The organism is Enterococcus sp. AZ071 (assembly GCF_050499065.1).
GTDB lineage: Bacteria > Bacillota > Bacilli > Lactobacillales > Enterococcaceae > Enterococcus_A > Enterococcus_A ferrettii.
On sequence record NZ_JBIPAS010000001.1, the window covers coordinates 3814423 to 3835453 of the forward strand.

Genomic DNA, 21031 nt, shown 5'->3' on the forward strand with positions numbered 1-21031 from the left:
AAAAGGAAGTGACTTTTGTTGGAAACATTGATTGAAGGAGTTTTAGGTATGGGGCAGGAGCCGGGACGCATCGTAATGATGGTGATCGGGGCAGTCTTAATGTACTTGGGGATCAAGAAGGAGTATGAGCCAACCTTGCTGGTGCCGATGGGACTAGGAACAATTTTAGTGAATTTCCCGAATTCTGGCGTGCTGAGTGCTGCAGGAGAGCCGGGACCGTTTCAGGTATTGTTTGATATTGGGATCAGCACAGAATTATTCCCATTGCTATTGTTTATCGGAATTGGGGCGATGATTGATTTTGGACCATTGCTGCAAAATCCGTTTTTACTATTATTTGGAGCTGCCGCTCAATTTGGTATCTTCTTTACAATAATTGTTGCAGTATTGTTAGGATTTGATTTAAATGACGCGGCCTCGATTGGGATTATCGGAGCAGCGGATGGACCAACCTCTATCTTTGTGGCGAATACCTTGAATTCGAAATATATGGGAGCCATCATGGTGGCTGCGTATTCTTACATGGCATTGGTACCAATCATCCAGCCAGTAGCGATCAAAGCTGTGACAACAAAACACGAACGTCAAATTCGCATGAACTATCGTGCCGGCGAGGTTTCTCAAACGGCGAAGATTTTATTCCCGATTGTCATTTCAGTGGTGGCTGGGCTAATTGCTCCCGTTTCCTTGCCATTAGTTGGTTTCTTGATGTTTGGAAATCTATTGAGAGAATGCGGTGTACTGGATCGTTTGTCCTTAACCGCCCAAAATGAACTGGTAAATATTATCAGTATTCTGTTAGGACTTGCTATTTCGGTAAAAATGCAATATGCAGAGTTCTTGCAGGTGGATACTTTGATGGTAATTGGTTTAGGATTAGTAGCCTTTGTAATGGATTCAGTAGGCGGTGTGCTCTTTGCTAAATTACTAAACCTGTTCCGTAAAGAGAAAATCAATCCGATGATTGGTGCGGCTGGAATTTCTGCCTTTCCGATGTCAAGTCGAGTTATTCAGAAGATGGCTACGGAGGAAGATCCGCAGAACTTCATTTTGATGCATGCAGCTGGAGCCAACGTGTCTGGTCAGATTGCTTCGGTTATTGCTGGTGGTCTGCTGCTAGCCTTGTTAGTTTAGGAGGGAAAAAAAGATGTCTGCAGATTTAATGAAATCATTTGAGCTATTGGTATTTGGTTGGGGCGGCGTGTTTGTCGTGATTCTGATCATCTACGTAGCTTCGCAATTGTTAGCAAAATTGTTCCCAGTCAAAAAATAAAAAGGGGATTTTAGCATGTTTGATTTAAGAAGGCTCTGGCTGGACAAAGACCAAGCTATGTTTCAGCAATGGGCCGACCTGATGAGGCGTTCTGGGTTAAGTCCGCAAGAAAGTGTCGAATACACAGTAGGACTGTTTAAAGAAGGTCAATTGATCGCCTCGGGTTCCTATCAAAAAAACATTATTAAGTGCTTGGCGGTAGAGAAGGAATACCAGTCAGAAAACCTGTTAACTCAACTCATGATTCATTTAATGGAACGGATGCGGGAAAAGGATCAAAACCATTATTTCTTGTATACCAAGCCTAGTGAAGCCAAGATTTTCCATTCACTGGGATTCCATACCATAGTAGAAAACGAATCGGTGCTGTTCACCGAACAGGGTTCGCCCAATATTGATGACTATCAGGAGCTGTTGGAGAAACATCGGCATCCGGGAACAGCCAGCAGTATTGTGATGAATGCTAATCCTTTTACCAAGGGGCATCAGTATTTAATTGAGACAGCCGCAGCTAAGAGCGATCATGTTTATGTGTTTGTTCTGTCAGAGGATCGTTCAGACTTTTCTAGTGAGGATCGGATGAATATGGTCAAGCTGGGAGTGAGCCATTTGAAAAATGTGACGGTGCTGCCGAGTCGTGATTACATGGTATCGACAGCGACGTTTCCAGCCTACTTCTTAAAAGAGAATGCGCCGTTGGCTGTAGCGAAAACTCAGGCAGCGGTGGATGCTCTGCTGTTTAAAGAAAAAATTGCACCGATTTTGAACATTCGCTCTCGTTTTGTAGGCGAGGAGCCTTTTTCACCAGTAACGGAGGTCTACAATCGCTCGCTGCAATCCGTATTTGGTACCGAACTGGAGCTGGTGATCGTTCCCCGTAAGGAAGTGGAGGGCGTAGCAATCAGTGCCACCAATGTACGCAAAGCTTTAAAGGAAAAAGATGTCGAAGGGTTAACCCATCTTGTTCCTCAAACAACCTATGACTATTTGAAAAAAATCAAGAAAATAGAGGTGGAATTAAGTGGAAATTACTAAGAGTGCGGTAGCAGGTACAGTTGAATCAAGCGATATTATGATCACGCTAGGTCCTCATGAAGGAGCATTGATTGAAATTGAGTTGGACAGCAGTGTGGAAAAGCAATTTGGTGATCAAATTCGCAAGGTAATTAAGGAAACGCTGGAGAAGCTGGGCATTACTTCAGCGAAGGTTGTAGCGATAGATAAGGGCGCATTGGATTGCACGATTCAAGCCCGCACCGTGACTGCTGCTTATCGGGCCGCAGATCAGCAAGCCTACAACTGGAAGGAGATCGACTCATGGAACGCTTAAGAAGAACAATGATGTTTGTGCCAGGGGCCAATGCAGCGATGCTGAGAGATGCTCCCTTATATGGGGCCGATTCGATTATGTTTGATCTAGAGGATGCCGTTTCTTTAAAAGAAAAGGATTCTTCCCGAACCTTGGTGCATTTTGCCCTAAAAACCTTTGATTACAGCCAGGTTGAGACGGTCGTGCGTATTAATGGTTTGGATACGGTGGGAGCTTTGGATGTTGAAGCGATGGTATTAGCTGGAGTAAATGTTATTCGGTTGCCTAAAACGGAAACGGCTCAGGATATTGTTGATGTAGAGGCAGTAATTACCCAAGTGGAGCAGGACAATCAAATTTCTGTAGGAACCACCAAAATGATGGCAGCAATTGAATCAGCAGAGGGTGTTTTGAATGCAAGAGAAATTGCGAAAGCTTCTGATCGGCTGATTGGAATTGCCTTAGGTGCAGAGGATTACGTAACCAATATGAAAACTCGCCGCTATCCCAATGGGCAGGAATTATTTTTTGCCCGCAGTATGATTTTGCATGCTGCTCGAGCTGCTGGTATTGCAGCCATCGATACGGTCTATTCTGATGTGGACAATGCGGAAGGCTTCAAAGATGAAGTTCGTTTAATTAAACAGCTGGGCTTCGACGGGAAATCGGTGATTAATCCGCGCCAAATTCCTTTAGTCAACAACATTTACGCGCCAACGGAGAGAGAAATTCAGAATGCTAAGGAAGTCATCTGGGCGATTCGTGAAGCGGAATCGAAGGGTTCTGGTGTCATTTCACTAAACGGAAAAATGGTCGACAAACCCATTGTAGAGCGGGCTGAGCGAGTTATTGCTTTAGCTAAAGCGGCGAAATTATTAACCGAGGAGGATATTTAATTATGGTAATGAATAAAGTAAAGCGTGATATTCCTCAGGTATATGCGGATCAGTATGGTATATACGAAGGTGAATTAGCCAATATAAATACCTATCAAGAAGCTAGCCGCAGAATCCAACCCAAGCGTCCTCGGGATAAAAAACTAGTCTCCAGCTTACGAGAAGCGATTGAGAAAACGGGTCTAAAAGACGGTATGACGATCTCCTTCCACCATCATTTCCGGGAGGGTGATTTTGTAATGAACATGGTCATGCAGGAGATCGCTGACATGGGAATCAAAAATATTTCGATTGCGCCTAGTTCAATTGCCAATGTTCATGAGCCATTGATAGACCATATCAAAAATGGTGTGATCACCAACATTACCTCCAGCGGCTTGCGGGATAAAGTTGGTGCAGCAATTTCTGAAGGAATTATGGGAAATCCCGTGGTGATTCGTTCTCATGGCGGTCGAGCTCGGGCGATTGCGGCTGATAATATTCATATTGATGTGGCCTTTTTGGGTGCCCCCAGCTCAGACTCGTATGGGAATGCCAATGGAACCGTCGGCAAAGCCACCTGTGGTTCATTAGGCTATGCCATGGTAGATGCAAAATATGCGGATCAGGTAGTTATCATTACCGACACCTTAGTTCCTTTTCCAAATACACCGATCAGCATTCCGCAAACCGATGTTGATTTTGTTGTGGAAGTAGAGGCGATTGGCGATCCAAAAGGAATTGCTAAAGGGGCTACTCGTTTTACTAAGAATCCCAAGGAATTGCTAATTGCGGAATATGCAGCCAAAGTCATTACCAGCTCTCCGTATTATCAAGACGGCTTCTCTTTCCAAACAGGAACTGGCGGAGCAGCCTTGGCCGTTTCCCGTTTTTTACGAGAGGCGATGATCAAGGATGGCATAAAGGCCAGCTTTGCTCTAGGCGGAATCACCAATGCGATGGTTGAACTGTTGGAGGAAGGCCTAGTCGGAAAAATCATTGATGTTCAGGACTTTGACCATCCGTCAGCGATTTCTTTAGGTAAAAATTCTCAACATTATGAAATAGATGCCAATATGTACGCTTCGCCTTTGAGTAAAGGTTCCTTCATTAATCAGCTGGATACAGCTATTCTGTCTGCTTTGGAAATTGACACCAACTACAATGTGAATGTCATGACGGGTTCAGATGGAGTTATTCGTGGAGCCTCCGGTGGTCATTCGGATACGAGTATGGCCTGCAAAATGAGTCTAGTAATCTCACCTTTAGTACGGGGAAGAATCCCCACGATTGTAGATGAAGTGAATACAGTCGTTACCCCAGGTGACAGTATTGACGTAATTATCACCGAAGTCGGAATTGCCATTAATCCGAAACGGGCTGACTTGATTGAACACTTTAGTCAGCTGGATGTACCGATTTATACGATTGAGGAGCTTAAGGAGAAGGCCTACAGTATCGTAGGAAATCCTGAGCCCATTCAATACGGAGACAAAGTAGTAGCGCTGATCGAATACCGTGATGGGACCATTATTGATGTCGTCAAAAACGTTTAATGATCTTTTCAATGGACCCGTTATCTCACTGGAGGAAATGCTGGAAAGTCGAGAAGAACGAGCAGCAATGCAACAAGAACTGCTGCTCACCGACAGCCAGAGTTCATTGCTTTGCGCGACGATGAATATTCCTGGTCCAGTGAAGACGTCGATGAAGCTAGAGGAGATATTTGAAACAATCACTGAAGCCATTGAACAGGAATTAACGGGGATTTCTCCTGACGCCAATTTATATTGGGAGAAAAATACTGGGCTGGAATACTACCTGCTGCTGCCCTCGGCTCCTCAAGAGCTGAAGACCAAGATGGTGCAGATTGAAGAGCAGCATCCCTATGGTCGATTGGTCGACTTGGACGTACTGTGGCAGGAGAATGATGAAATAAAAAGCATCAGCCGACAAGAGCTGGGTTTTGCCCCGCGGCGCTGTTTTATTTGCGACAAGGATGCCAAGGAATGCGGCCGTTCCAGAGCCCATTCGATTTTAGAAATGCAGCAGGCGATTGCTCAAATTGTTGAAAAGGAAGAGGAGTTGAAACATGGCTAAAAAAATCCAGTTTATGGAAACCGTACTGCGGGATGGTCAACAAAGCCAAATCGCAACGCGTATGCCAACGGAGGATATGCTGCCGATTTTAAAAACCTTAGATGAAGCAGGCTATTATTCACTGGAAATGTGGGGCGGTGCTACCTTTGATTCATGCATTCGTTTTTTGAATGAGGATCCCTGGGAGCGATTGCGCTTGATCCGCAAAGAAGTAAAAAATACTAAGCTGCAAATGCTGTTGCGGGGGCAAAATTTATTAGGCTATAAAAACTATGCCGATGATGTTGTTCGCGATTTTGTCGAAAAATCGATTAAAAATGGAATTGATATCATTCGTGTATTCGATGCGTTAAATGATACCCGTAATTTGGCAACCTCCATTTTGGCAGCCAAAGAAGCTGGGGGACATTGTCAAACAGCGATCTCCTATACTACCAGCGACATCCATACGGTGGATTATTTTGTGAAGCTGGCGAAAGAAATGGCTGATTTAGGGGCCGATTCAATTTGTATCAAGGATATGGCGGGGGTTTTAACGCCCCAAACCGGGTTTGAACTAGTCAGCCGAATCAAGGATCGAATTGATTTGCCGTTAGAAGTTCATACTCATGCCACTAGCGGAATTTCAGAAATGACCTATTTGAAGGTTGCTGAAGCGGGTGCGGATATTATTGATACAGCTATTTCATCCTTCTCCAGCGGTACGAGTCAGCCGGCAACCGAATCAATGGCATTAGCTCTAGAAGAACTAGGCTTTGATACGGGCTTGAAGATGGATAAGGTGAGCGAAATTGCTAATTACTTCAATCCGATTCGTGATCGTTTCCGTGATGAAGGCATTTTGAATCCTAAAGTGAAGGACATCGAACCAAAAACCTTGATCTATCAAGTGCCTGGGGGTATGTTGTCCAATCTGCTGAGTCAGTTGACTGAGCAAGGCATGCAGGATAAATATGAAGAGGTCTTAAGTGAAGTGCCAAAAGTTCGGGCCGATTTAGGTTATCCGCCATTGGTTACACCGTTGTCGCAAATGGTTGGGACCCAGGCCTTAATGAACGTCATTTCTCAAGAACGGTATAAGCTGGTCCCTTCTGAAATTAAGGATTATGTGCGGGGGCTTTATGGCCGCCCACCAGCACCGATTAATCCAACGATTCAAGAAAAGATTATCGGTGATGAAGCAGTAATTACAGCTCGACCAGCTGACTTAATTGCACCGCAGCTGCCGGCGTTCCGAGAAGAAATCAAGGAATATGCCAAATCAGAGGAAGATGTTCTGATGTACGCCTTATTTCCGCAGCAGGCCAAGGATTTTCTTGGCCGCCGAGAAGATCGGTTCTACGATGTTCCTCTGCAAACCGTTCAAGTTACGATTGATATTTCTTGATTTTGTGTCCTCCTTATGACAAGTTTAAATAGAATAAACAGAAGCAGTGCTGGTTGCTTCTGTTTATTTGTGCGTTCATTTTTTGATTGGGAACGTTTATAATAAAGCGGAATGGCAGGGGGAAAAGTGAATGGACTTTACTGAATTGAAAAGACAGCTGAGAGCAGAAAATGAAATTGAGCGGGAGCAGCGGATTGAAGGGTACAACGTCAACGATCAACATCTGCCTTATGATGAAGAGGCTGTTCCTAAGATGCCCAGTGAATCCTTTTTTAAAGAAGGCAACATTTTTATCAATAAGCACCATCGCTACTCGGAAATGCCGGCTCATACGCATGAGTTTGTGGAATTTAATTATATGCTTTCCGGCAGCTGTGTTCAGTATGTGAATGACAAGCGAATCGAGCTGAAGGAAGGCGAGATTCTCCTGATGGATAAGGAGATTGTCCAGCGGATTGATGCGCTGGAGGAAAAGGATATTCTAATCAATATTTTATTAAAGGATGACTCCATTACCACTGAGATTGTGGTGAACATGGTGAAATCCAACGGACTGGTGAATGAATTTCTTATGAATGCTTCCAATGACTATAGCAGCCATGATGCCTTTATTCATTTTCATTGCGGGGACAATAAGGAGGTGCAGTCAATAGTGCATCGCATGATGCTGGAATACTTCAGTAAAAAGAATTATTTTATGCGGGCGATGAATTTATTGCTTTCGCTGGTGATGATTGAGCTAACTAGAGTGATCGAAGAAGATAGTCTGGAGCAATCCAATGAACGGGACGAAGAAATCTTAGACATTTTGCGTTATATTGAAGCTCATTATACGCATCTGACCTTGACCCGGTTATCCAAGCATTTTGGCTACAATTCCAATTACATCAGCAATAAATTAAAGAAGGAAACCGGTCGCTCCTTCCAAGAGTTAATCAATTCCCTGCGCTATCAGACAGCCTTGGAATTGATGGAGGAAACGGATAAAAGTCTTGAAGAAATCGCCTATGATTTAGGCTTTGAAACAGTTCCCTCTTTATATAAGCTGTTTGCTAAGTACACAGATAAGACACCAAAAGAGCTTAAAAAGAGCATTTTAGAGCGATATCAACAAGAAAAATAATGAGAGATCCTTTTTTATAAGGTTCTCTATTTTTTTATCTTCATCTGTGAAATGGATAAGGAATGTGTGGGAATTTGCAATGGCTGAAATGCGGTGAGGCGCTTACAATTCAAGTAGTAAGAAAACAAAAAATAAGGAGAGTGTTTAACTGTGAGTAAGCAAAAAAGCTCAACACTGGTAAAGGAGTATTCGCCGTTGGCAACAGCTGCTGGAATCGGCTCAATGTTAGGATCAGGATGTATTGTTGGCTTGTCAGCGACCATTCCAGTCTGGCAAAAGGGATTGGCGTTAACAGCGGGTCAAGTCGGAATTATTTCTGGAGGATTAACCTTCGCAATTGCCTTCGGGTCATTGTTTGCTGGTCAGATTACTAAAGGTTTTGGTCTTATTCGTTCTTTCAATTGGTTGAATTTATTTTACGCAATTGGCGCAGGGGTATGTATCCTGTCTAATAGTTTTGCCATGCTGCTGGCTGGTGTGATTGTAATGGGGATTTCTTCTGGAGCAGATTTACCCATCAGTTTAACCGTAGTTTCCCACGATGCACCAGACGAGCAAACCTCAGCACAGCTGGTTTCCTCTACTCAGATTTTTTGGCAAATCGGGGTTTTCATTTCGTATATTTGTTCCTTCCTGCTTTCAGGAATCGAAGGTGTCCTAGGAGCAAGAATTGTTTTTGGTATTCTTTTTGCTTTTGCTTTAATCACTTGGTTATGGCGTTCCTTTTCGCAAAAGTTCAAACGATTTCACGAAGAAGGCACTGCTCGTCAATTGGCCCAAAAAGCAACCCAAAATGCGACTCAGGAAGTTTCCTTCAAAACGGTATTGTTTGGTCAAAATAAAAATAAATATCTGGGCTTCTTCGCGGCAATTTTAATTTTCTATGTGTGTTGGAATTTGTTAGCTAATACCTGGGGGCAATTCCAAACCTATGCATTGACTAATGCAGGGGCTAGTCAAACACAAGCCACTGGTTTAGGGATTGTTCTAAATATTGTTTCCTTGGCCACAACGATTGTCTTTGCTTCAGTCGCAGGTGGAAAGTACCGCAACAAAGCTTTCTTCATCGGAGCTTTCGTGCAGTTTGCCGCAATGCTGGGCATGGCTTTAATTGGTGGCGGTGCCGGCTTCATCGCTTTAGCAATCACAATTGCTTTTTACAACTTTGGGAATCCTTTGGCAGGCGAAGCAATTTACAAAGTATGGACACAGGAATCTTTTCCGTCAGAAGTACGGGCTTCTCTGCAAGGCTTTATTAACGGATTTTCTCGGATGTGCTGCGGACTGTTTGCTTTTGTTACCCCCTTCTTAGTGGCACCAGATCGGATTCAAACATCGATGTACGGTTTTGCGGGCATCGTATTGCTGGCAACGATTGCGGGAGTCATCATGATGCATTTGCAGAAAAAGCATGGAGTTGGTGAGCAACAAACAACGGAAGCGCCAAAAATGAAGGATGCAACGGTTTAGGTGGAACAATAGGAGAAGCAATCAATGAATTGCTTCTCCATTAATGGAGGGAAAAACATGACATTTACATTTCAAATTAATAATGATGTGGTTTGGAACCACGACGAAAAGCTGCTAGCAAAGGCCGAAAGGAATACACCTAAGCTGATTCAAACCACGATTCAACCAGCTGCAATTGCCGAAATTATCGCGGATGAGAAAAGTGTCAACGGTTTCAAGTCAGTGGTTAGCGAGAAAAATATTGCGCAGCTGCCTGACTATACCTTAGGTCGAGATGAAAAAATCGTACTGGATCTAGGCGATCACTATGTAGGTAAATTTACGATTGACATTGATTCGGTGGGGTCTCCAATGGATGCGCCGTTGTATTTACGTTTAAAATTCGCAGAGGTTCCAGCCGAAATTGTAGCTGAAGCAACAGATTACGACGGCTGGTTGTCCCGTTCATGGATTCAAGAAGAATTTGTCCATTTGGATGTGCTGCCAACGACTCTGGAGATGCCTCGTCGTTACAGCTGCCGGTATATCGAACTGAGTGTGATTGATACTTCACCCAAATGGAAGGCTAGTTTCAGTAATCCAATCTTTATGGCAGAAAGCAGCGTATCAATGGAGCAGCTGCCTAAACCAGTGATTGAGGATAAAGAATTAGAAGCAATTTATACTATTTCGGTTAAAACTCTGCAGGATTGTATGCAGACGGTTTTTGAGGATGGTCCTAAGCGTGATCGCCGTTTATGGATAGGGGATTTGCGTTTACAGGCTTTAGCTAATTATGCGACCTTTGATGATTTAGCGTTAACCAAACGCTGCATGTATTTGTTTGGCGGAATGACAACTGAGGAAGGTAAAATACCGGCTAATGTTTTTACGGAGCCGAATTTAACGCCAGATGATACTTTCCTATTTGATTACAGCTTGTTCTTTGCCACGATATTGTTTGATTATGTACAACACACCCAAGACGAAACAGTTCTGCAGGATTTATATCCAGCGGCGAAAAAAGGGATGGATTTGGCTCTGCAACAGGTAGATGAAGCAGGACGCTTAGTGTTGACCGAAGACTGGCCGGTATTTATCGACTGGTCCAATGACTTTGACAAAGCTACAGCTGGACAGGCGGTCATTATTTATGCCATGAAACGATTTATTCAATTGGCTGAAAGAATGCAGGATCCCCAGGTAAAGCATTATCAAGCTCTTTGCCAGCAATTGGAAGAGTTTGCTAGGACGACTCTGTATGATACAGAGAAACAGCAATTTGTAATTGAGGGCAGCGGCGAAGTGAATGTAGCTAGTCAAGTTTGGATGGTTTTAGCCGAAGTAATGGATGCTAAAACCAATCATGAGATTATGGAAACAACCATTAAGGAACAATTTCCGATTACTGGCTTTGGTACACCTTACATGTATCACCATGTAGTGGAAGCTCTCTTCGTAGCTGGCTTGCCAGAAGCAGCAGTGCAATTAATGAAGGATTACTGGGGCAAAATGATCAGCATGGGAGCCGATACCTTCTGGGAAGCCTTCAAACCAGAGGACTTGGACTTCTCACCGTACGGCAGTCCGATTATCAGCAGCTACTGCCATGCCTGGAGCTGTACACCGGCTTATTTGATCAAGAAATATTTAGCCGGATAAAATCAGTAATAGAAATGGGGAAAGAAGATGGAGTCTTTGAAAATGAGCGGGCAAACGGACAAACCTATCTCAAAATGGCAGCAGCGCATTGGTTATGGTGTTTCTGACTTAGCTTGTAATTTAATTTGGCAGATGATTTCGCTGTATTTACTGTTTTTTTACACAGATATTATGCAGTTGAGCGCTTCAGCGATTAGCTTGATGTTTATTTTGACCCGCTTCGTGGATGGGATTACTGATCTGCTGGTTGGCTATTTAATTGATCACACCCATACTCGTTGGGGCAAGTCACGTCCGTATTTTCTTTTTGGCGCGGTTCCCTTTGCTCTCTTTGCTTTTCTCTGCTTCAACGTGCCAGATATATCGGCTAATGGCAAGCTGATTTATGCTTACATTACTTACTTTGGACTTTCCTTGGCTTATACCGTTGTCAATGTACCGATGGCGTCGATTCTTCCCAGCTTAACTAACGATACTGAGGAACGAACGGCTTTGTCGACTTCACGAAAATTCTTCGGCTTTATGGGGGCAACTGTGGTTAGTTCCTCTGCTTTGGTATTAGTGAATTACTTTGGCAAGGGCAATCAAGCCGTTGGGTTTAAAATTGTTATGGCCATTTTTGGTGTGATTGGCTGTCTGCTGTTTTTCTTTACCTTCTTCAGTGTTCGGGAAACGGCAGCCACCAAAGCAGAAAAGGTTTCGGTAAAAGAGATTTTTACCAGTTTGAAGCAAAATAAACCGTGGCTGATTTTTGCCTTAAATATTCTCTTTATGTGGACGGGATTCTTTATCCAAACGAGTGCGTTGGTTTATTACTACACGGTAGTAGTAGGCAGTCGGGCTTTATCAATTTCGGTAGCAACCATTATGTCGATTGTTCCAATGGTAGCGAACTTTTTTGTACCTTTCCTGGCCAAACGACTTGGCAAGCGCAATCTATATGTTTCTGCGTCGATCATACAGGCTTTAGGCATCGTGATTATTTTACTGGGAGATATCAATCATGGGGTCATCCTTTCAGGATCGGTTGTTTCAGCGATTGGCTATGGGGTGAAGGAAAGTATTTACTTCTCCATGCAGGCTGATCCGGTGGACTACGGTGAATGGAAAACTGGGGTGAACGTTTCGGGTTCCCTTTCAGCGATCAACGGTTTTTTAGGGAAGGTTGCTCAAGCCCTATCTGGTGGGATTGCAGGCGCATTATTAGCGTGGGGGAATTACACACCAGGAGCAGCTGCTCAAAGTTCACAGGCAGTTTTAGCAATTAAAGCAATGTATGGGTACATCCCCTTGCTGCTGATTATCGGTTCAATTGTGACTATGCTTTTCTATCAGCTGGATAGTATTTATCCGCAAATTAAACAGGAATTGGAAGCAAAAAGAGAAGCATAACAAAAGGGGTATCCTCTGTTTGGCAAATGCCGCAGCGGGTACTCATTTTTTCGTAAAAATTTGTATGCTCCGTTATAATAGAGGCAGAGGGAGGAGAGCTTGCTATGACCCTTAAAGAAAAAATTATCGCCGAAAGTCAACATCTGGGGATTGATAAAATCGGTTTTGCCTCAGCGGAGCCGTTTACCGAACTAGAAGCATCCCTGCAGGAGCAAAAAGAGCGGGGCTATACTTCCGGTTTTGAGCATCCGGTAATTGAAGAACGTATTTACCCTGAGCGTACCTTCGAAAATCCGAAGACGATTATTTCGATTGCCTTAGCCTATCCGACTAAAGCAAAAGAAGAGATTCCACGGGATGAAAAACGCGGCATGTTTGCCCGGGCTTCTTGGGGGATTGATTACCACGATGTATTACGCGATCGCCTGCAAAAGCTGATTGCTTTTATCCAGTCTGAAGCGGAGTCCTTGCAGCAGGAAGCGCAGTGGCGATTTGCTCCGCAGGTAGATACAGGTGAATTAATTGATGTTTCGGTAGCGCAACGTGCGGGCTTAGGTTTCATTGGACGCAATGGTTTGTTGATCACAGAGGAGTTCGGCTCTTTTGTTTATTTAGGTGAAATTATTACCAATATAGAATTTGCAGTGGATCAGCCGATTCCTTTCGGCTGTGGTGAGTGTATGCGTTGTGTTAAAGCCTGTCCGACGAAAGCTTTATTAGGCGATGGACGAATGAACGCGCAGCGTTGTCTGTCTTATCAAACGCAAACCAAAGGCATGATGCCAGAGGAATACCGTAAGAAAATGCGCAATGTTATCTACGGCTGCGACATTTGCCAGCTGGTTTGTCCCTACAATCAAGGGAAGGATTTTCATTTTCATCAAGAAATGGAGCCGGAGATTGATACAGTTTATCCTAAACTCAAGCCAATGCTGAGTCTTTCCAACAAAGAATTTAAACAGCAATTTGGCCATTTAGCCGGTTCCTGGCGCGGCAAGAAGCCCCTGCAGCGAAATGCTATTATTGCCTTGGCTAACTTAGGGGATCGCTCGGCTTTGCCAGAGTTGTTCAAGGTAGCCAAGGAAGATGTTCGTCCAGTGATTCGGGGAACGGCAGCTTGGGCAATTGGTCGTTTGGGGAAGAAAGAAGCTGACGTTTGGCTAGAGAACTTGAAGGAATTGCAGCAGATGGAACAAGATGAAGAAGCCTTGAAGGAAATCCAACAGGCAATGGATAGGTTAGCATAACTAGGCCGAATGATTCGATACTTGCAAGAGTACCGAATCATTCGACCTTTTTTTGATTTTTCTAAAGGGTGCCGTAGTGCAGAATTTGATGATTGGCGTATTCTTGATAATCCTCCAATTTAGCAATCGCCTGATCAAACTGATTTTTCTCAATCAGCTGCAAATATTCTTGAAAGAATTGAATGGTGCTGATGGTTTTCTTTGGCGAATTTTGCGGATCAGCCATTTTGCGATACAAAGAGGTACTGATCACTCGGGCCCACAGATTTTCATAGGTAGGGATCAATAACTCGTTACCGGCTGCTTCCATGATTTTGGTGTAAACCTTAGGCATTTGATTAATGTACTGAACATAGTCTAAAGCTGCGCGATAATCTTTGGCTGCTGACAATCTTTCCTGAATAGCTTCCACATCTAGCATGCTTAACCCCGTTTTGGCGTTTTTTGTAGCCAGAATCATCCATTCGACACAAATTTGAGTTACATCCACCATTTCCTTCACACTGGCTTCTCGCAAAGCCACGCCGCGGTTCTTCTTGTAAACTACCAGCTTTTCTTGCTCCAGCTGTTTCAGAGCTGAGCGAATCGGCGTTCGGCTGTGTCCCAGCTTTTTCGACAAAGAAGCCTCGGACAAAATTTCATCAGGTTCAATCCTGCCAAAAAGAATCGCCTGTTTGATCTCCTGATAAGCACTGGATTCAATCGATTGAGTCATGACATTCATTCCTTTACATAGAATTTACAAAAAAACAACGGAATCTTGATGATTCCTGCTCCCCATCAACAGTATACTACAATTGTTCAGTGGTATACTACTGAAACTTAAAACAAGGGAGTTTGAGTAATGAAAAAATTGAAGGTAGCAATGCTGGCACTATTGTGCGGCACGACTTTAGCAATTATGACTGGCTGTGGGAACGATCAATCGGCGACAGCTGCAGATGAAGTAGATAAATTAACCATTGTCCAAATGCCAGATGAAACGAACCCTGACGCAGGAACCAAGAATGACGAATTTCGCAAGGATATGGAAAAAGAATTAGGAATCGAGATAGAAGAACTAGAGGGAGCGGAATATTCGGTCGGAATTGAGGCCATGAAGGCAGGTAAATTAGATGTCTTGTTAGTTACCCCGATGAGCTATTACCAAGCTAAAAAAGTAGCGGGAGTTGAACCACTGGTAACAACCACTTCGATGGGTGAAAAGCCTTACCGAACAGTGTTTATCGTGAACAAGGATGACAAAGAAACACAGTCTTTGGAGGATTTGAAGGGGAAAACCTTTGCCTTTGTTGATCCAGCCTCTTCTTCTGGTTATATGTTCCCTAAATCAAAATTAGTTAATGATTTAGACCTTGATCCAGATCAACTGGAAAATCCGGATTACTTCTTTAAAACCGTGGCTTATTCTGGTAAACATGATTCTAGTATCATGGGCGTTATCAAAGGCGACTATGAGGCAGCTGCTGTGGCAGAGCAGATTATTCCTCAACTGGTGGAAGCCGGTATGATGAAGGAAGATGATATTCGAATCGTTGGCGAAACAGATGTTATTCCGAATGCATGCTTTGTGATCCGCGCAGATTTGCCGCAGGAAATGAAGGACAAAATCAAAGACTTCTACTTAAATTATGAAAATGGCGACTACTTTGAAACCTTATATGGTAGTAAAGATGTTCGTTTTGTGGAAGCCAAGGATGAAGATTACGACGTCGTGAAAGAAATGGTTGAAACCTTAAACATTGAGGAGACAGAATAATGACCAAAAAGCTGCTGGAATTAAAAAATGTAGGCAAAACCTATGACAAGAAAAAGTATGCGTTGAAAGAGATCAATTTAACCATTAATAAAGGTGAATTTATTGTAGTGATCGGACCATCGGGAGCGGGAAAGTCTACATTTATTCGTTCAATTAATCGCATGATTGATCCATCAGAAGGCGAAATTATTTTCGATGGAGCGCATATGGAAAAGATCAAAGGACGCGAATTGAAGCGTCAGCGTTCAGACATCGGCATGATTTTCCAGCACTATAATTTAATCGGGCGCACAAACGTAATCAAGAATGTGCTGCATGGTCGGCTGGGGAAAATCTCCTTCGCCAAGAGTTTGTTTAGTCTCTATCCTGAAAGTGATAAACAGGAAGCCGTAGATTTATTAAAGAAGGTCGGGCTGGGTCAGCAAATTTATCAGCGAGCCAATGATTTATCAGGTGGACAGATGCAGCGGGTCGGCATCTGCCGGGCAATTATGCAGCATCCTAAGCTGATTCTGGCAGATGAACCGATTGCTTCCTTGGACCCCAATTCCGCCAATATTGTAATGGATCACTTGCAGGGGGTAACGATGGAACGTGGCATTACCTGTATTGTAAATTTGCATCAGGTTGATTTTGCCAAAAAATATGCGACACGTATTATTGGGATTCAAGCAGGTAAAGTCGTCTTTGATGGCAAGCCAGAGGAACTGGATGATCAAACAACCGCAATGATCTATCAAGGCAAGGAAGAACAAATGAGGCTGCAGAAAACGGCTTCGGTGATGGAGGAAGGAAGCTTGGCCTATGGAGAAATCTAGTCACAAGGTCGTTTTAACTGACCAGCGGAAGTTTTCAGCAATTATGAAGTATGTGAGTATTTTGGCAGTCGTCATTTTTGCCTTTGCTTACTTAAAGGTGAATGTGATCGAGGCTTTGCTAGCCTTTCCTAGTTTCTTGCACTTCTTTTTGACCAATTTCCTGCCAGCGAACTTTAGCCAGCTGCCTACCTATGTGCCGCTGATTATTGAAACGATTCTTTTTGCGGTAGTGGGGACTTATTTTTCAGCAATTTTGGCCTTTGTCTTTGGCTTATTAATGTCAGAGCAAACCAATCCCTTTCGTTGGGTACGGATTGCGGTACGGGTGTTCATTTCCTTTTTAAGAAATATTCCCGTGCTAGTCTGGGCATCGCTGCTGGTCTACATTTTTGGAATAGGCAATATGGTAGGATTGTTGGCTTTGATTATTGCGACACTAGGTTTCTTGGCACGCTCCTATGCGGATTCGATTGATGAAATTGCCGGCAGTAAGCTGGAAGCATTACGGGCTAGCGGAGCATCGTATGCACAGATTTTGTTTCATGGTCTGATTCCAGAGTTTATTCCTTCCTGGATTAACTGGACGTTATTCTCTTTTGAAATCAATATTCGGGCATCATCGATTCTGGGAATGGTAGGAGCTGGCGGTATCGGGATCATGATTCAAACCAATATTCGGCTGTTCAAATACCATGAAGCTCTATCGCTGATTATTATTTTGGTGCTGATGGTTCTGGCAACGGAATTTGTCGTGAATCGTTTGCGGCGATTTGTGAGGTAGGAGGAGCTTATGGAAGCAAAAATAGCAGTATCCAGTAAACGAGAAAAGGTAACAACCCTTATCGTCGGACTGGGATTAATTAGTTTATTTGCAGCAAGTCTGTATTTCTTAAAGTTGGATGTTAAAACCTTTGTTAGCCGGTTTGAGTCAGCTGGAGAGGTAGTACCTAAATTCTTTGCCTTAGATTTTTCGGAGTTGGGAACAATTATTTCTGAATTGTTTGTTTCTCTATGTATGGCAGTGGCCGGTTTGGCTTTAGGTTTTGTTCTTTCCATTCCTTTGAGCTTTTTAGGTGCCAGCAACACAACACCCCATCCTCTGTTGGCAGGCTTAATCAAGGGGATTGTTGGAATTGTGCGGGCAGTCCCAGCATTAATCTGGATTTTGATTGTTGTAGCAAGCTTAGGTTTTGGGAACACCGCTGGAGTTGTCGGTCTGATTTTTCCAACGACTGGTTACTTAACCAAGTCCTTTATCAGTTCCATTGAAGAGCAGGACCCGGCAATTATCGAAACGATGAAATCTACCGGTGCCGGTTGGCTGCAGCTGATCACGGAAGGCTTACTGCCAGGCTTGACCAATCCGATTTTGTCTTGGACATCCATTCGACTAGAATCCAATATTGCGGAATCAATCTCTCTAGGGATGGTAGGTGCTGGTGGTATTGGGATGGTATTAACACGTGCGATTGGCAAATATGAGTACGCTAAAATCTCCACGATCATAGTAGTCATCTTTGTGACCATGATCACCGTGGAACTGCTGATTGGACAGATTAAAAAAGCAATTAGATAGGAGCAGCATATGATAAATTATACACGTTTGCCGTTAGACGGCAGCTTTAATACTCGGGAGCTGGGAGGCTATCCTGTAAAAGAGGGCGCTACCCATTTCCATAAATTTTTACGCAGTGACAGCTTGTCGGACTTAACTCAGCAGGATGTAACCTTTTTAGAAAACTATGGTGTGCGAACCATTGTTGATTTACGCAGCGATAGTGAGGTGAGCGAGTCGCCGAATCCGCACTCTCCGCTTATTCAGAATTTGCATATTCCTTTAGTGACTGGCAATGTTGCAGATGCTACTAAGGACATTACCAAAGAAATGAATTATTCCATGGGCAGCTTTTATGTGGATTGCTTAAAACGCTATCCGGAAAGCTTGGTAAAAATTTTTGAAGCGTTTGCCGAAAGCGAAGGCTGCATTCTGTTTCATTGCGCCGCTGGAAAAGACCGTACCGGAATTGTTGCGGCTTTTCTATTAGAATTAGCCGGTGTTTCGCAAGCGGATATTATCGCTAATTATCAAATTACCCATACTTACCTTCAGGTAAATCCAAGCTTTAAGCAGACACACGGAAGCTATCCGATTGAGATGTCCTACTCTTTGCCGAATTACATTGAAGAAGCCTTGGATTATTTGCATTCGCATTATGGAACAGTGGAAAATTATTTGCGCAGCTTTGGTGTATCACAAGCGATCTTGACGGAGTTGAAAGCTCGAATGGTCCTTAACGAAATCCTCGTTTAATCCTCTAACGTATAATCAAGCGATTGGTTATGCGTTTTTTGTATGAATTCCAGCTAAACAAGGCAACTTATTGTTGGCTATTTCCGCCGCCGCTTCTTCTTACCCAACGCCTTATTTATCTGATTTTGTTTCTTCCGCTCTTCTCTAGTAGGTGGATTACCAGCTGCTTTTCTTTTCAGCTGATTGAGATAGGCGGCAACACTTTCAGGATCATTCAATTCTTCGGAGGAATCGGCTTCTGGCGGCACAGGTTTGTTTTGTGGCGATTGCTTCTGGGTTTTCTGACTGGTTCGATTTTCTCGCGGCTTCGCTGTACCCGTTTTGGCTGCCTGAGAAACTTTTTCTGAGGATTCTGATAGTTCTTGTATATTGTCAGCTAGCGCTTGCTCTTCTGGTTGAGCCACAGCCTGTCCGATAGTGTTTACTCGTGGTAGATCATTGACTTTTGCTTGATGTTCATCGATTTCTTCCTGAGTACGACGGGCGATGCTTGTACGAAAAAGGCTGTAATTCACTTCAACCAATGACACAAAGCGGCGAACGCCATCCTTTTGGAGAATGGTTAAGGTACTTAACAACGACAAATACTCCTCATGCTGTTGAGAGGTTAGATTTGGGTCAACATTGCTCGTGGTCCAACTGTGTTTTTTGCCATTTTCATCCATAAAGGTTGCAAGCAAACTAGCCTTGGTCTGCACTTCTCTTTCACCTGAATACAGCAAAGGAAACTTTTTAGTATATAAGCGAGCTTGCTCGGTAATTTTGGCACGTTCTTTAGGGGTTGGAAACAGGCGGGTCGTTACCTTCTGCCACTCATTATCAGTAAAATAAGGACGAAAACAAACACATAACTCCTTAACCTCTTGAAGATCAGAACCTTCTAGAAACAATTGGCAGATTAACTCTTTAGCTAAGAAAGAAAAATCTGTCGGCGACAATGAATTGCGAATTTGAACAAGAAGTGCGCACTGAATAAGGTAGGCGCTTTCATCATTTTCCGCAAAAAAGTCCCAGAACCGTTGTGCGAGCCCAGCGGGTTTCATCGTCATTAGTTGTCTATAGCCTAGTTTCATACTTACATCCCCAATCTTCTTTGTAATTCGTTTACAATTATAAAACAACTGATTTGTAATAATCAAGTAAAACTTTTATCTAATTTGATTTTTTTGAAAATGCTTGTTGAATATAATTAAATCCATATCGTTTCAGTGATATTTATACCAAAAAACAGAAAAACGGGGGATGGTTGTGAATAACGGGATGATAGGGGATTTCAGGAGTCGATTATCTTTTTTCTTTGTTTTTTTATAAATTTTTTTGATAAAACTCGAAATGGAAGAATGTTTTTTTATTTGGTTCCTTTTAAGAAAAGAAGTAAATAGTCTCTATTTGGATAAAAATGAACTGCAGAGAATTCTTAGGTGAAATCCTAGAAGTAAATACACCGGATTGTGGGGGATTTCTCTGGAATTTTAACAGGCAACCAACAGTTGCGTGCCTATTTGACGGGATTTGGTACACTAATAGTAGGAGGTGACCAGGATGCAAATCAATCAATTATTAAAAATGCGGCGTCTAGAAGCAAATTGGACTCAGCAAGAATTAGCCGATCAATTATATCTATCACGCCAAGCGGTTGCCAAGTGGGAAAATGGCGAAGCCGTTCCTAGTATCGATAATCTCATCTTATTGAGTGATCTTTACAATGTTTCATTAGATGAGCTGGTTCAGGGCAGTCCCTTTTTCAAAAAGCCCTATGTAGTAGGCAAAGGAATGTTTAAAGTAAGTCCCGGAAAGTTTTGGTTTATCTGGCTGATATTTTTCATGATGCTGCCGCTTTTAGGAATTTCACTGGGGATTTCTATCGTAATAATCGTCTTAATTGCATTGATCACCTTAGCAAATCTACCAGCATTGGTGGATGATTATTGGGTGATTCATCAGCAGAGGATCACGTTAGAGAACTTTTCCGACAATCCGTTTAAATTGGTCCTGCAATTAATCAAAAAAAAGAGTAACCAAACAAGCTTAACCTATGAAATGATTGAATCGGTAGACATTGCTTACATCATACGGGAGCGCTACTCACCGTTTGATCTAAATAAGGATCCTTTTTACTTATCAGTACTAACAAAGGCAAAGGAAAAATATTCATTGGATCTGCCAGCAAATGCACAGGATTTTTTACCGCAATTTCTCGCTTTCCTAGAAAGAAAAGGAGTACCTGTCAAAGATTCGGATCAAATTCTGCCACAACTGATTCAAGGGAATTCGATCTACGAGTATATGCATCAGCAAGAGCAAAAAGAGGAATCGCAGTGAGCGA

21 protein-coding genes are annotated in these 21031 nt (G+C 43.1%); 19 read left to right on the top strand and 2 right to left on the bottom strand.

Annotated features, from left to right (window positions below; all coding sequences use genetic code 11):
• The first annotated feature begins 18 nt into the window (after positions 1-18).
• The 13 genes from IGI49_RS18425 (at position 19) to queG (ending at position 13817) form a co-directional block, all read left to right on the top strand.
• Complete coding sequence (locus IGI49_RS18425; protein WP_429962888.1) at positions 19-1134, top strand: sodium ion-translocating decarboxylase subunit beta; 1116 nt, start codon at positions 19-21, stop codon at positions 1132-1134.
• A gap of 13 nt (positions 1135-1147) precedes the next feature.
• Entirely contained in the window at positions 1148-1273 is a 126-nt protein-coding gene (locus IGI49_RS18430) for an OadG-related small transporter subunit (protein WP_010755538.1), read from the top strand.
• A gap of 15 nt (positions 1274-1288) precedes the next feature.
• Complete coding sequence (citC, locus tag IGI49_RS18435) at positions 1289-2308, top strand: [citrate (pro-3S)-lyase] ligase (protein WP_429962889.1); 1020 nt, start codon at positions 1289-1291, stop codon at positions 2306-2308.
• The gene (citD, locus tag IGI49_RS18440) at positions 2295-2603 is read left to right on the top strand and encodes a citrate lyase acyl carrier protein (RefSeq protein ID WP_429962890.1); all 309 of its coding nucleotides are present in this window, start codon (positions 2295-2297) and stop codon (positions 2601-2603) included. Before citC ends, citD begins: the two co-directional genes overlap by 14 nt.
• On the top strand, positions 2591-3478 hold the full coding sequence (gene citE, locus IGI49_RS18445; RefSeq protein WP_429962891.1) for a citrate (pro-3S)-lyase subunit beta: 888 nt from the start codon (positions 2591-2593) through the stop codon (positions 3476-3478). Before citD ends, citE begins: the two co-directional genes overlap by 13 nt.
• 2 nt (positions 3479-3480) lie before the next feature.
• Positions 3481-5013, top strand: coding sequence for a citrate lyase subunit alpha (gene citF / locus IGI49_RS18450; RefSeq protein WP_429962892.1), 1533 nt, complete (start codon positions 3481-3483; stop codon positions 5011-5013).
• Positions 4994-5557: a citrate lyase holo-[acyl-carrier protein] synthase gene (gene citX, locus IGI49_RS18455; RefSeq protein WP_429962893.1), complete on the top strand. Its 564-nt coding sequence runs from the start codon at positions 4994-4996 to the stop codon at positions 5555-5557. Before citF ends, citX begins: the two co-directional genes overlap by 20 nt.
• Positions 5550-6944, top strand: coding sequence for an oxaloacetate decarboxylase subunit alpha (locus tag IGI49_RS18460; RefSeq protein ID WP_429962894.1), 1395 nt, complete (start codon positions 5550-5552; stop codon positions 6942-6944). The genes citX and IGI49_RS18460 overlap by 8 nt, the downstream gene beginning before the upstream one ends.
• Positions 6945-7074: 130 nt before the next feature.
• Positions 7075-8067, top strand: a complete 993-nt coding sequence (locus IGI49_RS18465) for an AraC family transcriptional regulator (protein ID WP_429962895.1) — start codon at positions 7075-7077, stop codon at positions 8065-8067.
• A 222-nt stretch (positions 8068-8289) separates the two neighbouring features.
• Positions 8290-9537 (top strand): MFS transporter, encoded by a 1248-nt coding sequence (locus tag IGI49_RS18470; RefSeq protein WP_429964941.1) that lies wholly within the window; start codon positions 8290-8292, stop codon positions 9535-9537.
• Between the two features lie 57 nt (positions 9538-9594).
• The gene (locus IGI49_RS18475) at positions 9595-11178 is read left to right on the top strand and encodes an alpha-rhamnosidase (protein ID WP_429962896.1); all 1584 of its coding nucleotides are present in this window, start codon (positions 9595-9597) and stop codon (positions 11176-11178) included.
• A 42-nt stretch (positions 11179-11220) separates the two neighbouring features.
• Positions 11221-12570 carry an MFS transporter gene (locus IGI49_RS18480; protein WP_429962897.1) on the top strand — a complete coding sequence of 450 codons (1350 nt, stop codon included), beginning with the start codon at positions 11221-11223 and terminating at the stop codon, positions 12568-12570.
• A 104-nt stretch (positions 12571-12674) separates the two neighbouring features.
• The gene (gene queG / locus IGI49_RS18485; RefSeq protein ID WP_429962898.1) at positions 12675-13817 is read left to right on the top strand and encodes a tRNA epoxyqueuosine(34) reductase QueG; all 1143 of its coding nucleotides are present in this window, start codon (positions 12675-12677) and stop codon (positions 13815-13817) included.
• Positions 13818-13878: 61 nt separating this feature from the next.
• On the opposite strand, the gene IGI49_RS18490 is transcribed toward queG, so the two are convergent.
• Positions 13879-14532 carry a GntR family transcriptional regulator gene (locus tag IGI49_RS18490; protein WP_207701495.1) on the bottom strand — a complete coding sequence of 218 codons (654 nt, stop codon included), beginning with the start codon at positions 14530-14532 and terminating at the stop codon, positions 13879-13881.
• Between the two features lie 129 nt (positions 14533-14661).
• Here IGI49_RS18490 and IGI49_RS18495 point away from each other — a divergent pair, with 129 nt between their 5' ends.
• The 5 genes from IGI49_RS18495 to IGI49_RS18515 are packed head-to-tail and all read left to right on the top strand — an operon-like array spanning position 14662 to position 18705.
• The gene (locus IGI49_RS18495; protein ID WP_429962899.1) at positions 14662-15576 is read left to right on the top strand and encodes a phosphate/phosphite/phosphonate ABC transporter substrate-binding protein; all 915 of its coding nucleotides are present in this window, start codon (positions 14662-14664) and stop codon (positions 15574-15576) included.
• A complete protein-coding gene (phnC, locus tag IGI49_RS18500; RefSeq protein WP_429962900.1) occupies positions 15576-16394 on the top strand; it encodes a phosphonate ABC transporter ATP-binding protein in 819 nt (272 codons plus the stop codon). The genes IGI49_RS18495 and phnC overlap by 1 nt, the downstream gene beginning before the upstream one ends.
• Positions 16381-17175: a phosphonate ABC transporter, permease protein PhnE gene (phnE, locus tag IGI49_RS18505; protein WP_207701498.1), complete on the top strand. Its 795-nt coding sequence runs from the start codon at positions 16381-16383 to the stop codon at positions 17173-17175. The genes phnC and phnE overlap by 14 nt, the downstream gene beginning before the upstream one ends.
• A 9-nt stretch (positions 17176-17184) precedes the next feature.
• Positions 17185-17970 (top strand): PhnE/PtxC family ABC transporter permease, encoded by a 786-nt coding sequence (locus IGI49_RS18510; RefSeq protein WP_207701499.1) that lies wholly within the window; start codon positions 17185-17187, stop codon positions 17968-17970.
• Between the two features lie 9 nt (positions 17971-17979).
• A complete protein-coding gene (locus IGI49_RS18515) occupies positions 17980-18705 on the top strand; it encodes a tyrosine-protein phosphatase (RefSeq protein ID WP_429962901.1) in 726 nt (241 codons plus the stop codon).
• Between the two features lie 77 nt (positions 18706-18782).
• On the opposite strand, the gene IGI49_RS18520 is transcribed toward IGI49_RS18515, so the two are convergent.
• Complete coding sequence (locus IGI49_RS18520) at positions 18783-19778, bottom strand: hypothetical protein (protein WP_429962902.1); 996 nt, start codon at positions 19776-19778, stop codon at positions 18783-18785.
• Positions 19779-20247: 469 nt separating this feature from the next.
• On the opposite strand from IGI49_RS18520, the gene IGI49_RS18525 reads away from it, so the two are divergent.
• Positions 20248-21027 (top strand): helix-turn-helix domain-containing protein, encoded by a 780-nt coding sequence (locus tag IGI49_RS18525; RefSeq protein WP_429962903.1) that lies wholly within the window; start codon positions 20248-20250, stop codon positions 21025-21027.
• Positions 21028-21031: the final 4 nt, after the last annotated feature.